The sequence below is a fragment of the Cupriavidus nantongensis genome, assembly GCF_001598055.1.
Taxonomy (GTDB): domain Bacteria; phylum Pseudomonadota; class Gammaproteobacteria; order Burkholderiales; family Burkholderiaceae; genus Cupriavidus; species Cupriavidus nantongensis.
The window spans coordinates 754268-767963 of sequence record NZ_CP014844.1 but is presented as its reverse complement, the minus strand read 5'-3'; the positions used below and the strand labels follow the sequence as shown (position 1 = coordinate 767963).

At 68.7% G+C, this 13696-nt stretch carries 14 protein-coding genes; 2 read left to right on the top strand and 12 right to left on the bottom strand.

Translation table 11 applies throughout. From position 1 onward, the window contains the following. Positions 1 to 20: 20 nt before the first annotated feature. Genes A2G96_RS03490 through A2G96_RS03465 form a run of 6 tightly spaced genes read right to left on the bottom strand, consistent with a single transcriptional unit; the run spans position 21 to position 5454 of the window. Complete coding sequence (locus A2G96_RS03490; protein WP_062796800.1) at positions 21 to 362, bottom strand: YciI family protein; 342 nt, start codon at positions 360 to 362, stop codon at positions 21 to 23. Positions 363 to 406: 44 nt separating this feature from the next. Next, positions 407 to 1465 carry a maleylacetate reductase gene (locus A2G96_RS03485; protein ID WP_062796798.1) on the bottom strand — a complete coding sequence of 353 codons (1059 nt, stop codon included), beginning with the start codon at positions 1463 to 1465 and terminating at the stop codon, positions 407 to 409. 20 nt (positions 1466 to 1485) lie between these two features. After that, positions 1486 to 2145, bottom strand: a complete 660-nt coding sequence (locus tag A2G96_RS03480) for an alpha/beta hydrolase (RefSeq protein ID WP_062796796.1) — start codon at positions 2143 to 2145, stop codon at positions 1486 to 1488. Positions 2146 to 2175: 30 nt separating this feature from the next. Further along, positions 2176 to 3135, bottom strand: a complete 960-nt coding sequence (locus A2G96_RS03475; protein ID WP_062796794.1) for a VOC family protein — start codon at positions 3133 to 3135, stop codon at positions 2176 to 2178. 43 nt (positions 3136 to 3178) lie between these two features. Beyond that, a complete protein-coding gene (locus A2G96_RS03470) occupies positions 3179 to 3958 on the bottom strand; it encodes a citryl-CoA lyase (protein ID WP_062796792.1) in 780 nt (259 codons plus the stop codon). Further along, positions 3955 to 5454 carry a class I adenylate-forming enzyme family protein gene (locus A2G96_RS03465; protein WP_062796790.1) on the bottom strand — a complete coding sequence of 500 codons (1500 nt, stop codon included), beginning with the start codon at positions 5452 to 5454 and terminating at the stop codon, positions 3955 to 3957. Before A2G96_RS03465 ends, A2G96_RS03470 begins: the two co-directional genes overlap by 4 nt. Positions 5455 to 5675: 221 nt before the next feature. On the opposite strand from A2G96_RS03465, the gene A2G96_RS03460 reads away from it, so the two are divergent. Beyond that, positions 5676 to 6446: a GntR family transcriptional regulator gene (locus A2G96_RS03460; RefSeq protein ID WP_062796788.1), complete on the top strand. Its 771-nt coding sequence runs from the start codon at positions 5676 to 5678 to the stop codon at positions 6444 to 6446. A gap of 18 nt (positions 6447 to 6464) precedes the next feature. Here the strand turns inward: A2G96_RS03460 and A2G96_RS03455 are convergent, their stop codons facing one another. From A2G96_RS03455 to A2G96_RS03440, 4 genes are all read right to left on the bottom strand, one after another. Then, a complete protein-coding gene (locus A2G96_RS03455) occupies positions 6465 to 7238 on the bottom strand; it encodes an ABC transporter permease (RefSeq protein ID WP_174549307.1) in 774 nt (257 codons plus the stop codon). A 37-nt stretch (positions 7239 to 7275) separates the two neighbouring features. Beyond that, entirely contained in the window at positions 7276 to 8145 is an 870-nt protein-coding gene (locus tag A2G96_RS03450; protein WP_150124046.1) for an ABC transporter ATP-binding protein, read from the bottom strand. Then, on the bottom strand, positions 8142 to 9206 hold the full coding sequence (locus A2G96_RS03445) for an ABC transporter substrate-binding protein (RefSeq protein WP_062796786.1): 1065 nt from the start codon (positions 9204 to 9206) through the stop codon (positions 8142 to 8144). Before A2G96_RS03445 ends, A2G96_RS03450 begins: the two co-directional genes overlap by 4 nt. A 200-nt stretch (positions 9207 to 9406) precedes the next feature. Beyond that, positions 9407 to 11305, bottom strand: coding sequence for an ABCB family ABC transporter ATP-binding protein/permease (locus tag A2G96_RS03440; RefSeq protein ID WP_062796784.1), 1899 nt, complete (start codon positions 11303 to 11305; stop codon positions 9407 to 9409). Positions 11306 to 11412: 107 nt separating this feature from the next. Here A2G96_RS03440 and A2G96_RS03435 point away from each other — a divergent pair, with 107 nt between their 5' ends. Next, positions 11413 to 11817: an acyl-CoA thioesterase gene (locus A2G96_RS03435; protein ID WP_062796782.1), complete on the top strand. Its 405-nt coding sequence runs from the start codon at positions 11413 to 11415 to the stop codon at positions 11815 to 11817. Between the two features lie 47 nt (positions 11818 to 11864). Here A2G96_RS03435 and A2G96_RS03430 read toward each other — a convergent pair whose 3' ends face one another. Continuing rightward, positions 11865 to 12641, bottom strand: a complete 777-nt coding sequence (locus A2G96_RS03430) for an enoyl-CoA hydratase (protein WP_062796780.1) — start codon at positions 12639 to 12641, stop codon at positions 11865 to 11867. Between the two features lie 21 nt (positions 12642 to 12662). Beyond that, entirely contained in the window at positions 12663 to 13619 is a 957-nt protein-coding gene (locus tag A2G96_RS03425) for a DegV family protein (RefSeq protein ID WP_062796778.1), read from the bottom strand. Between the last annotated feature and the right edge of the window lie 77 nt (positions 13620 to 13696).

The window sequence follows — 13696 nt, the reverse complement described above, 5'->3', positions numbered from 1 at the left end:
GCCGGCTGCCGCCGGCGGCTTTATGTGGCGGCTGCGGCGGCGCTTTGCAGTGCCCGCTCCAGTTCCTCTTCGAGCAGGCGCGGGTTGGCGTGCGGCACGAACTGCAGATAGGGCTCGGTCTCGACGCGCTCGAACAGGCCGGCGCGGTGGTACGGATCGGATTCAATCAGCGCGCGCGCCTGCGCGCTGTCGCCCTGCACGGCAAGGAACAGCCCCCGCGGCGCCTTCGCGTCATCGCACAGGGCGCCGGCACAGACGATCTCCGGCAGGTGCGCGGCGATGTGGCGGATATGGTCCGGACGGTGCTGCAGGCGCGCGGCGGCGATGCCGGTGCGGAAGTAGGCGCGAATGACTGTTGGCATGATGGGGTCTCGTTGGCAGGAACCTCTACCGTTGCGGCGCGCGCTCACGCGGGCGCGGCACCGTCGTAGGCGCGCTGCAGCAGGTCGCGGACCGCTGCGCGCTCGAGCGGACGCGGATTCGGATACGGTGCCGCCACCACCAGGTCGGCCGCATGGTCGAGGCCATGCGCCGGCATGCCGATCTCGCGCAGCGAGCGCGGCACGCCGAGCGCGGCGCCGAGCTCGCGCAGTCCCTCAGGCGCGCTGGCGCTGCCCAGCGCGCGCGCAATGCGCACCATCGCCTGCGGCGCCGCTGCCGCGTTGTAGGCCATGGCATAGGGCAGCACCACGGTGTGGACTTCCGCATGCGGCAGGTTGAAGCTGCCGCCCAGGGTATGGCACAGCTTGTGGTGGATGCCCATCTGCAGGTTGCCCAGCACCATGCCGCACAGCCAGGCGCCGTACAGCGCATCGCCGCGCGCCTCGGCGTGGCAGGCGTCGCGCTTCAGGCATCGCAGCGCGCCGGCCAGCGCGCGGATGCCTTCCTCGGCCATCAGCGCATAGACCGGGTTGCCGTCGCCGGCGTAGAGGCCTTCGGCCGCGTGCGCGATCGCATTCATGCCGCTGGTCATGGCCAGGCCCGGCGGCAGCGACAGCGTCAGCTCGGGGTCATAGATCACGGTGCGCGGTGCCACGCGCCAGTCACGGCCGGTGTGCTTGAGGCCGCCTTCGGTGATGGCGTACAGCGGCGTCATCTCGGAGCCGGCGTAGGTGGTCGGCACGGCGATGAACGGCAGCCCGGCCTCGAGCGCGATGGCCTTGGCCAGGCCCATGGTCGAGCCGCCGCCGGCCGCCACGCAGCCATCGGCGCCGGCGCGCCGCACCGCTTCGACCGCGTTTTTCACCACATCGACCGGTACATGCATCACGGCATGGCTGTAGACGCCGGCGCTGCGCTCGCCGATCAGCTCGGCCATCTGCCGGCCCAGCGCGACCTGCTCGGGCGAGGTCAGCACCAGCACGCGCCGCAGGCCGAGCTGTTCCACCTCGCGCAGCAGATGCGCGCGCATCCCGTTGCCGAACACAATGCGCGATTGGCGCGTCTCATGGATAAAGGGCTGCATGCCGCAAGACTCCTTGGCGTTCAACTGGCATCTGGCACGCAGGCGGCCAGGAAGTGATTGGCGTAAGCGATCTCGCGGTCGCGGATGCCGTGCTCGGTGCCCGGCTCGACCCGGATGCTGACGTCGGCGCCGGCGGCGCGGAACCACTGCGCCGACTCGCGCACGCTGTCGGCGGGCACATGCGGGTCTTCATCCCATGTTGACAGCAGCACCGGCATGCCGGCCAGCCACGGCCGCGCGCAGTCGCGCGGCGCGCCGGGGGGGCCGATCAGCCCGCCGGTAAAGGCGATCAGCCCAGCGTACCGGCGCCGCTGGCGCCAGAGGAATTCACTGCACAGGCAGGCGCCCTGCGAGAACCCCACCAGCACCTGCGAGGTGTAGGGAAAGCCCATCGCCAGCAACGCCTCGGACAGCACCTCGAGGCGCGCCAGCGCGTGCGACAGGCGCGGCTCGTTGGCCTCGATTGGAGCGATGAAGCGCTCCGGGTACCAGGTATTTTCCGCGGCCAGCGGCGCGAACCACGCCACCTCGGGACAGTCGAGCCGGTCGACCAGCAGTTCGCGCATCAGCGCCGGCGACTGGCCGCGGCCATGGACCAGGATCGCCGCCAGCCGGGCATTGCCCGCCGGCGCGTCGAACACGCTCAGCGGCGTGTGCAGGTGGGGATTGAGGACAGGCATGAGGTTTCCGCAGTGCGACGCGCGCCCGCTTCAGTAGTGCAGGCTTTCCAGCGATTGCAGGATGGTTGCGCGCTGGCTCTCGAACTGCGGCGCGATCTGCAGCGTCGAGCCCAGGCTTTCATAGGGCTCGTCGACCAGGAACGCCTGCGGCTTCGACACGGTGGCCTCGAACATTGCGCCGCTGGGGGTACGCACGTAGATCGATTCGAAGTAGCCGCGATCCTTGCGTTCGGAGGTGTCGGTCAGGCCCAGCCCCTCGAGCCGCGCCTTGACCATGTCCTGCACCACGCGGTCCTCGACCTGGAACGCGCAGTGGTGCACGGTGCCCTCGCCGTAGGTCCAGCTGGCCTGCGGCAGGTCGGGTTCGAGCGCAAAGTCGACCAGCTTGCCGGAGGCGCCGTCGCCGAAGGCGTAGCGCAGGTACTTGCCATCACGCCCGACTTCGCGCCCCGACCATCCTTCCTGCATGAATTGCTGCGACGACTCCATCTCGCGCACGTTCACCGCGATGGTATGCAGGCCGCGGATCGCGAACTCCGCCGGCACCTCGCCGTTGGAGTAAGGCGTGCGCGCATCGTCGGCGATGCCGATCAGCTCGTACTCGACCCCGCACGGATGGGCAAAGGCCAGCACCACCTCGCCGAAGCGTTCGGTGCGGCGCACGTCGAAGCCGTGGTCGGCCAGGCGCCGGTGCCAGAACGGAATCGCCGAGACCGGCACCGACAGCGCCAGGCTGCCGATCTGGCCGGTCCCGCGCTGGCCCTTGCGGCCGAAGTGCGCGACCGGGAAGCAGGTGATCAGCGTGCTTTCCTCGCCCAGGTCGTTGCCGTAGTACAGGTGATAGAACGGCGTGCCGCCGTCGTAGATCAGGGTCTTCTTGACGCTTTTCAGCGAGAGCACCCTGGTATGGAAGTCATAGTCCTGCTGCGCGGTCCCCACGCTGAGCGTGATGTGATGGTGCCGCTGGATGGCTCGGTCGGCTGCTGTCATGGTGTCTCCTTCTGATTTTCTGATTGTCTGTTTGCGGCGGTGGTCAGCCCACCCCGCTGCCGCCGCGGGCGGGTGCCATGGCCTCGTCGACGAGGCCCCACACGAAGCGTCCCGAGGGTTCGCGCTGTTCCTCGGCGATATGGGCAATCAGCCCCGCGGCGCGGCTCAGCACGGCAAAGCCGCGCATCAGCCGGGCCGGGATGCCGATGTCGCCCAGCACCGCCGCCACCGCACCGGTGGCGTTGATGGTGATATGGCGGCCGGCGGCGGCGTCGACTTCAGCGCCCAGCTGCTCCAGCGCGGCGCAGCGCGCGCCATGGGTGCCCAGCTCGCGCGCCAGCGCCAGCAGCGCCAGCGCGCGCGGATCGTCGGGCCGGTGCAGGTGATGGCCGAAGCCGGGCACGGGCTCGCGCCGCGCACGGTATTCGCGCGCGATGCGCCGCGCCTCGGCCGGGCCGTCGGCACCGGCCGCCGCGATCTGGTCGAGCAGCCCGGCCGCCGGTTCCATGGTGCCGATGAACTGGCTGGCCACCGCCAGCAGGCCCGCCGCGACGCCGGCCTGCAGGTTTTCCGGCGAACTCGAATAGATCATGCGCGTGGCGATCGCGCTCGGCGTCATGCCATGCTCCATCAGCGTCACCAGTACCGCTTCGGCGATGCGGCGCTGCGCCGGGCCGGGCACGCTGCCGAAGGTCTGCTTCATGAAGACGTCGATAAAGCTGGCCTGGCCGAGCAGGTCCGCCACCAGGTCGTCCTCGCCGTAATAGACCGCTTGCTCGGTGTAGCGGCACAGCCGCGTGCTCGGCGTGGCGGAGGTATTCATGTCGCGCTCCAGGTCGACAGGATCGATTCGCGTACCGCCGGCTTCAGCACCTTGCCGACCGCGCTGCGCGGCAACGCGTCGAACACGTGGATATGCTTGGGCGTCTTGACCGAGCCCAGCTCGTGCTTGACCAGCGCGATCAGCTCGTCGGCGGCGACCTGCATGCCGGGGCGCAGCTGCACCGCGGCATGCACGGCCTCGCCCCACTTGGCGTCGGGGATGCCGACCACCGAGCAGTCGGCCACCGCGGGATGGGCGGACAGCACCACCTCGACGTCGCCGGGATAGACGTTGAAGCCACCGGTGATGATCACATCGCGGATGCGGTCGCGCAGGAACAGGAAGCCGTGCTCGTCGAAGACGCCGGCATCGCCGGTGCGCAACCAGCCGTCGACCAGCGTCTTGCGGGTTTCAGTCTCGGCCTTCAGGTAGCCGCTCATGACCAGGTCGCCGCGCACCGCGATCTCGCCTTCTTCGCCGGCGCCGAGCACGTTGCCGGCCTTGTCGACGATGGCCACCCGGGTCAGCAGCGACGGCCTGCCGACCGAAGCGAGCCGCTCGCCATGCATCTCGCCCGGCGGCAGGAAGGTGATGATCTGCGGCGCTTCGGTCTGGCCGAACGAGGTGCACAGCACCGGGCCGAACACCGCCTGCGCGTCGCGGATCTGCTCCGGGCGCATCGGCGCGCCGCCGTAGACCAGGTAGCGCAGCGCCGGCAACGCGCGCGGCGCGCGCCGCTGCTCTTCGACCAGTGCCAGGATCAGCGTCGGCGGCGCGAAGAACAGCGTCGCGCCGTGGGCCTGGGCCGCATCGAGCAGGCCCGCCGGCCTTGCCGATTCCGGGAATACCAGCGCCCCGCCGGCACCGAGCAGCGGCAGCATGTAGGTGGAGGTTCCATGCGTGATCGGCGCCGCCACCAGGTAGCGGTCCGCCGGCGTCAGGCCAAGTTCGTGGATCTGGGTTGCGATATTGGCGTTCCATGCCCGCAGCGGCTGGATCACGCCCTTGGGAGCACCGGTCGAACCGCCGGTGAACTTGACCGCCTGCGCCGCTTCCAGCGGCACGCCGCCGCGGCCGCGCGGGCCCATCACCACCGCAGCGGGATCGCCGCCATCGGCGCCCAGATCGGACAGCAGGCGCAACGGCGGCGCGATACCGCCGAGGCGCTCGGCCATGCCGGCATCGGCCAGCACCAGCGAGGGCTCGACGAAGTCGACGATGCGGCGCAGCTCGGGATCGCCGTTGCGTGGATTCAGCGGCACCCACACCTTGCCGGCGGCCAGGATCGCCAGGATCGCCACCAGGTGGTCGACCGTGTTGGCGGCGCCGACGCAGACGCGGCTGCGCGGCAACGGATCGAGCGCCACCAGGGCCGCGGCGCGGCGCAGCACCGTGTCGGCAAGCACCCGGTACGACAGCTGACCGTCGGGACTGAAGATGGCGGTGCGCTCGGGATGGCGATGGGCGGCGCGCCACAGGAAATCAATGGGATACATGCGGGAGGCTTCTCCGGAATCGAGGAACGGATGCGTGGTCGCCGGATGCGGGCAGCGCGGCAGGTCAGGCATCGGCATGGCTCGAACTATAGGAATTTGTTCGAACATTCGAATATTAGGAAAAACCCTGCGCGCAATGCTAAGATCGACCCCGCGCGTCGCGGCGGATGTCACGGCATCGGCGGCGGCGCCGACGCCGTTGCTGCTGACCTTCCCACCCCATGCAAAGAGACATCGACCCCGTTTCCGCCGCCCTGGGCGCGACCTCGCCGCGCCATCTCGACCTGGCGCGCACGCTGATGCAGGAAATCGTCAACGGCAACCCGCCGGTCGGCGCGCTGCTGCCGACCGAGGCGGAGTTGTGCGAAACCTGGAACCTGAGCCGGTACGCGGTGCGCCAGGCGGTGCAGAAGCTGACCAACCTGGGCATGGTGTCGCGCCAGGCCGGCGTCGGCACGCGCGTGATTTCGGACCGCCCGCAAAGCCGCTTCACGCAGCTGATGGACTCGCCTGCCGATCTGGTCAGCTATGCCAAGGGAACCACGTTGCGCACCTCGGCGTTCGGCATGATGGAGGCCGATGACACGCTGGCGGCATTGCTGCGCTGCGCGCCCGGCGCGCGCTGGCTGCATATCCGCGGCACACGCTTCGACAGTGCGCCCGGGCACGAGCCGATCGGGCTGGTCGACATCTATGTCGACAGCGCTTACGGCGAGCTGTCCCCGCCCGGCGAGACGCTCGACGTGCCGGTGTACACGATGGTGGAGAAGCAGTACGGGATCAAGATCACCCGCGTGGAGCAGGAGGTGCAGGGGTGGCTGGTCGAAGGCGCGCAGGCCGCTGCCTTGCAGGTGCCGGACAAGTCGGCGGGCCTGCGCATCATCCGCACCTATTTCCTGCGCGACCAGGCGATCGTCGTGACCACCGGCGTGCATCCGGCCAGCCGCTTCAGCTACTGCTCGACTTACCAGCTGCAGCAGGCCGGCAGCTAGTGCGGCGCTGAGCCCGCCTCAGCCCCGGTGGGCCCAGCCGGTCATGCGCTTCTCGACCACCGCGAACAGCTCGTACATCGCCATCGCCATCACCGCGATCACCACCAGCCCGGCGAACGCCAGCGGCATCTTCATGGCGGAGCCGGCCGACACCAGCAGGTAGCCGATGCCTTCGTTGGCGGCGTTCATCTCCGACACCGTGGTGCCGACAAAGGCCAGCGTGATCGCGACCTTCAGCGACGCGAAGAAATACGGCAGCGCGCGCGGCAGGCCGACCTTGAACAGCACGTCGCGCCGCTTCGCGCCGAGCACGCGCAGCACGTCTTCCAGTTCCGGCTCGAGCGTGGCCAGCCCGGTGGCGATATTGACCATGATCGGGAAGAACGAGATCAAAAACGCGGTCAGGATCGCCGGCCCGGCGCCGAGCCCGAACCACACCACCAGGATCGGCACGAAGGCAGCCTTGGGCAGCGCGTTGAAGGCGGTCATCAGCGGGTAGCTGGCGGCGTAGAGCAGCCGCGACGAGCCCATCGCCAGCCCGAGCAGCACGCCCACGCCGATGGCCACGGCAAACCCCACCATGGTGGTCCAGAAGGTGCGCCAGGCATGGCCGGCGATCACGTCCGCGTAGTCGACCAGCGCGGCCACGATCGCGGACGGCGTCGGCAGGATGAAGTCGGAGACATCGAAAGCCATGCACGCGCCCTGCCACAGCAGCAGCACCGCGGCCAGCAGCAGCCACGGCGCCACGCGCTGCACGCGGCGCTCCTGAGCGGAAGTCAAGGTCATCATCATCGTCAGGGTCTCAGTGTTGGGCTCATTGTTCGGCTCAGTGTTGGCGCACATGGCCGATCTTCTCGCGCAGCGCGTGCACCAGCTCGGCGAAAGGCTCGGTATAGGTCAGCTCGAGATCGCGCGGGCGCGGCAGGCCGATCTCCTTGCGCATCACGATGCGGCCGGGGCGCTGGCTCATGACATAGACCGTGTCGGCGAGGAACACCGCCTCGCGCAGGTCGTGCGTGACCAGGATCACGTTGAAGCGCTGCGCCTGCCACAGGTCGCGCAGCACGCACCACAGTTCCTCGCGGGTGAAGGCGTCGAGCGCGCCGAAGGGCTCGTCGAGCAGCAGCATGCGCGGCTGGTGTATCAGCGCGCGGCAGATCGATGCGCGCTGCTGCATGCCGCCGGACAGCTGCCACGGGTATTTGTCCTCGTAGCCGCCCAGGCCGACGGTATGCAGCAGCCGGCGGGCACGGTCGACGTACTCGTCGCGGCGCGCGCGCAGGGTCGAGCGGTAGGGCTCGACGATCTCCAGCGGCAGCATCACATTGTCGAGCGTGGTGCGCCACGGCAGCAGCGTCGGCGCCTGGAACGCCATGCCCACCTGCTTGAGCGGCCCGCTCACCTTCTCCCCGGCAATCCTGACGATGCCCCGCGTGGCAGGCCTCAGGCCGGTGGCCAGTTTCATGAAGGTGGACTTGCCGCAGCCGGACGGGCCGACGATGGCGATAAACTCGCCCGGCGCTGCCTGCAGCGACAGGTCTTCGACCGCGAACTCGCCCTGGCGCGCCAGCGTGTCGTCATAGGCCAGCCAGACCCGGTTGAAATCGACGAAGGGCTCGACGGGCGCGGTCGCGGCATTCGCGGCAGTCGCGCCGGTCGCGGCCTCCGGCATGGATTCGGCCAGGCGCGCCATCATCGCAGCACATCCAGTTCGGCCGCGCCTGGCAGGTAAGCGTCGGTCCACAGCGCATCGGCGTTGATCCGGCCCTTGGTGCCGAAGGCATCGGCCACCTGCGAGGCCATCAGCGACAGGCGCGGCTTGCTGATGCGGCCAAAGCCCTCGGCCCTGGCATCGGGCGAGCGGACCACGCTGTCCAGCGCCAGCTTCAGCCGGCGCGTTTCCAGCTTCTCGTCGATGATGCCGTCGCGCGCCTTGAGCGCGCGGATGCCCTCTTCCGGACGGGCGATCACGTCGCGCGCCGACTTGCTGAAGGCGCGCAGGAACGCCTTCACCGCCTCCGGGTTCTTCCTGATGAATTCCTCCGACGCGATCACGGCATTGCCGTACAGCTTCACGCCGAACTGCGGGTACGGCAGCACCACGATGTCTTCGTCCTTCACGCCGCGCGCATTCAGGTTCAGGATCGACGTGAACGAAAAGCCGGTGATGGCATCGAGATCGCCGCGCACCAGCATGGTCTCGCGCAGCGTCGGGTCCATCGCCTGCCAGTTGAACGACGAGGCCTGCAGGCCGTTGGCCTTGGCGAAGATCGGGAAGGCGCGGCGGCCGGCGTCGAATACCGGCGCGCCCAGGCGCTTGCCGGCCAGGTCCTTCGGCGCGCGGATGCCGGACTTCTTCAGCGCCAGGATGGCCGCGGGCGTGTTGTTGTAGACCATCATCACCGCTACCGGCTTGTTCTTCGCGTCGGGATTGTTGCCGTAGAACTCCATCACCGACGACATGTCGGCGAAGCCCATGTCATAGGTGCCCGAGGCCACGCGGTTGACCACGTTGCCCGAGCCGTTGCCGGCATCGATCGAGACCTCGAGCTTTTCGGCCTTGTAGTAGCCCTTCTGCTCGCCGAGCAGGAACAGCGCCGCCGGCCCTTCGAAGCGCCAGTCGAGCTGGAACCTGACCTTGGTGGCCGCGGCCTGCGCGTGGGCGGTGCCGGCGAATTGTGTCGACAGCACCAGGCTGGTGCCGAGCATGGCGCCGAGCTTCAGCAGGCGGCGGCGTGCCGTGTGGGATTGGGGCATGGCATCTCTCCGTGGATAGTGATTTCGGAGGGATCCGTCCGCAAGGGACATGCCAGCCTTGCAGGCCCCGTTTCAGGGCGTGCCCGCGCGTGATTGTCGAACCAGAAATGGGCGCGGCGATTGCCGCGGCAGCATCGTCGGCAGCGATTGCCGACAATCCGCGCCGCGCTCTGGTGCGAACCGGCGCCCCGGATAGCCGCTCAGGCGTCCTGGGTGGCGTCGCCCACGTCGAGCGCAAGCGCGTCCGCACCGACGGCATCGCCGCCGCTGGCGGCAGCGCGCGCCTGGATGTCCCACATCTCGGCATAGCGCCCGCCCGCGCGCATCAGCTGCGCATGGGTGCCGCGCTCGACGATGCGGCCGTGGTCCATCACCAGGATCTGGTCGGCATGGACCACGGTGGAGAGCCGGTGCGCGATCAGCAGCGTGGTGCGGTTCTGCGCCAGGCGCATCAGCTCGGCCTGGATCGCCTGCTCGGTGCGCGAATCCAGCGCCGAGGTCGCTTCGTCGAACACCAGCACCGGTGGGTTCTTCAGCAGCGTGCGCGCGATCGCCACGCGCTGCTTCTCGCCGCCGGACAGCTTCAGGCCGCGCTCGCCCACGGGCGTGTCGTAGCCCTGCGGCAGTTCGCGAATAAAGGCGTCGATCTGCGCCGCCTGCGCCGCGGCGATGACTTCGTCGCGGGTCGCGTCGGGGCGGCCGTAGGCGATGTTGTAGTAGATGCTGTCGTTGAACAGCACGGTGTCCTGCGGCACGATGCCGATGGCGCGGCGCAGGCTGTCCTGGGTGATGGCGCGAATGTCCTGGCCGTCGATCTCGATCGCGCCGCCGCCGACGTCATAGAAGCGGAACAGCAGCCGCGCCAGCGTCGACTTGCCCGAGCCGCTATGCCCCACCACCGCGGTGGTGGTACCAGCGGCGATAGTGAAGTCGACCCCGTCCAGGATGGTGCGGTCCGACTCGTAGCCGAAACGCACGTCGCGGAAGCGCACCTGTGCGCCGCCGACCCGCAGCGCCGGCGCGCCCGGCGCGTCGGCCACCTCCTGGTGCGTGCCCAGCAGCACGAACATGCGGTCCATGTCGGTGGTGGCCTGCTTGATCTCGCGGTAGATCACGCCGAGGAAGTTCAGCGGGATATACAGCTGGATCATCAGCGTGTTGACCAGCACCAGGTCGCCCAGCGTCAGCTTGCCGTCGACCACCCCCACCGTGGCGCGCCACAGGATCAGGATCAGACCGATGGCGATGATGGCCTGCTGGCCGAAGTTGAGGAACGACAGCGAGTTCTGCGAGCGGATCGCCGCGGTGCGGTACTTGCGCAGGTTCTCGTCGTAGCGCTGCGCCTCGTAGGCTTCGTTGCCGAAGTACTTGACGGTTTCGAAGTTCAACAGCGAATCGATCGCCTTCTGGTTGGCGCGCGAATCGAGTTCGTTCATGCGCCGGCGGAAGTGCGTGCGCCATTCCGTCACCACGATGGTGAAGACGATATAGCCCACCAGCGCGCAGCCGGTGATGGCGGCGAACCAGATGTCGTAGTGCAGCACGAAGAAGCCGATCACCAGCGCCATTTCCACCAGCGTGGGCAGGATGCTGTACAGCGAATACGAAATCAGCGACTGGATGCCGCGCGTGCCGCGCTCGATGTCGCGGCTCATGCCGCCGGTCTGGCGGTCCAGATGGAAGCGCAGCGACAGCGCATGCAGGTGCCGGAACACCTGCAGCGCGATCTCGCGCACGGCGCTCTGCGTGACCTTGGAAAAGAGGATCTCCCGCAACTCGGTGAACAGCGTCGCGGACAGGCGCAGCATGCCGTAGGCGACGATCAGCCCGACCGGCACCGCCAGCAGCGCGCGCGGGTCGCCGGCGGCGATATTCATGCTGTCGATCAGCCGCTTCATCAGCACCGGCACGCCCAGGTTGGCGACCTTGGCCGCCACCAGGCAGGCCAGCGCCAGCATCACGCGCCACTTGTAGTGCCAGACGTAGGGCAGCAGGTTGCGCACGGTCTGCCAGTCGCTGCGGGGGGCGCGCTGGCCGGGAAAGAGCTTGACCGAGGCAGTGTCGGGGGCCTGCTCGGCGGTCGTGGAATAGCGGCGCATACGTTAGAATTCGGGCCAATGCGCGATTGTCGCAGGATTCGCATATCGCGGCAGGCGAAGGGTTTTTTCGTCGCGCCGCCCTCTTCCGTTGTCCACCATACCGCCTCATGAACGCTCCCCACACCGTCCCCGCCCTGCCCGCCGGCAAGAATCCCGCGCTGCGCGTGGTACCGATGCCCGCGGACGCCAACGTCCATGGCGACGTGTTCGGCGGCTGGATCATGTCGCAGGTGGATATCGCCGGCTCGATCCCGGCGGTCGAGCGCGCGCAGGGGCGCGTGGCCACCGTCGCGGTCAATTCCTTCCTGTTCAAGCACCCGGTGTTCGTCGGCGACCTGGTGAGTTTCTACGCCGATATCGTCAAGACCGGACGGACCTCGATCACGGTCGAGGTCGAGGTCTATGCGCAGCGCATGCGCCACAGCAACGAGATCGTCAAGGTGACCGAGGCCACGCTGACTTATGTGGCGACCGACGAGTCGCGGCAGCCGCGGGTGTTGCCGACGGCTTGAGGGGGCGGTCGAGCCCCCTCGGCCCCCCTCGGCCCCCTCATGGCCCCTCACGCAAACTTCATAAAATCCGGCTTCCGCTTCTCGAAGAACGCGCTGAACGCCTCCTTCGCCTCCGGCGCCACCAGCATGCGCCGGAACACCGCGCCCTCGTCGGCCATCTGCTTCTCCACTTCCGCCATCGCGCCCGCCTTCATCAGGCGCTTGGTCTCGCGCAGCGACGATGCCGGCAAGGCCGCCAGCTTGCGTGCCTGCGCCAGGGCGAAGTCATGCAGCTCGGCCACCGGCAGCACCCGCGTCACCAGCCCGATCTCCAGTGCCTCCTGCGCGCTGAAGGCTTCGCCCAGCAGCAGCTTCTCGGCGGCGCGCTGGTAGCCGACCACGCGCGGCAGCAGCAGGCTGCTCGCGGCCTCCGGGCACAGCCCCAGCTGCACGAACGGCAGCGACAGCTTGGCGGTGTCGGACGCATAGACCAGGTCGCAGTGCAGCAGCAGGGTGGTGCCCACGCCCACCGCCGCGCCGCTGACCGCTGCCACCACCGGCTTGCTGGCATGGCTGATCTGGTACAGGAACTGGAACACCGGCGCCGCTTCGGCGCCCTCGCCCGCGCTGGGCGGGCGCTGCATGAAATCCTCGAGGTCGTTGCCGGCGGTGAAGACTTCGGGCTTGCCGCGCAGCAGGATGGCGCGTACGGCGGGATCGGTGTCGGCCGCGCGCAGCGCGTCGGCCAGCGACTGGTACATCGCCGCGGTGATGGCGTTCTTCTTGTCGATGCGGTCGAATTCGAGCGTCAGGATGCCCTGCTCGATGCTGGTACGGATGCTCATGGTGTCCTCGTCAGTTGGGGGTTATTCGAAAGGCGGCGGCGATTCGGCAAGATAGCTGAGCCCGAACGCGCGCGCGCCGACATTCAGCGCCACCGTCAGGCTCATCGGCGCCAGCATCAGCTCGACGCCGTGGCTGCGCGCGGTACGCGCCAGCGACTGGTAGGCCGGCATCGCGCGCACCTCGTCCAGCGGGCCCGCGTAGCACGCCGAGAGCGCCGGCACCAGCAGCTCGCCGGCGCGCACGCATTGCTCGGCATGCTGCAGCACGCGGCGCCTGCCTTCTTCGGAGCCGCGCGCCCTGGCGACGGCTTCGGTCTGGCCACGGTGCATATGCACCACGGGGCGGAGGTTGAAAGCGCTGCCCATTACGTAGCGGCTCCAGGTGATGCTGCCCTCGCCCTTCTGCCGTGCGCGGGTGTACAGGTAGAGCAGTTCGTCGGGCACCAGGAACATGTGGGCGGCATCGCGCAGGCGCGTTTCCACGGCCTCGCGTACGGCTTGCGGGCTGGCACCGTCCAGCGCCATGCGCGCGGCTTCGCGCACGATCAGCGCCTGGCCCGGGCCGATGGCGCCGGTGTCGACCACGGTCAGGTCGAACAGCCCCGAACGGCCCGCCTGCTTGCGCAGTCGCACGCTGCGCGTGACAGTGCCGATCACCGCGCCGCTTGCATGCGCATACAGCTTGCTGCGCGTGCTGGCGATGGTGAACAGGATGGCGCGATCGCACTGCGCGACCACGTTGCGCAGCAGGTGCTCCTCCAGCTCGCGCTCGACCATCGGCACCGATTCGGCATAGTGGTCCTGGCGGCCGACAAGGTATTGCTGGTACAGCCGCGGCAGCGCGTCTTCATCGCGCGTGTCGGCGACGAAGTGCTCGCCGGCGCGGATGCGGAACGGAATGGTGTGGACCTTCAGCGCGGCCATGACGTCGCGTGGCAAGTCGCACGCGGCATCCGCCAGGATGGCTGTCTCCTGCATATTGTGTCTCCTCCCCTGCTGGTGACCCGCGTCGCGGGCGGCAGCCCCCGGTACTGCTTTCTTCACCTGATGCGGAA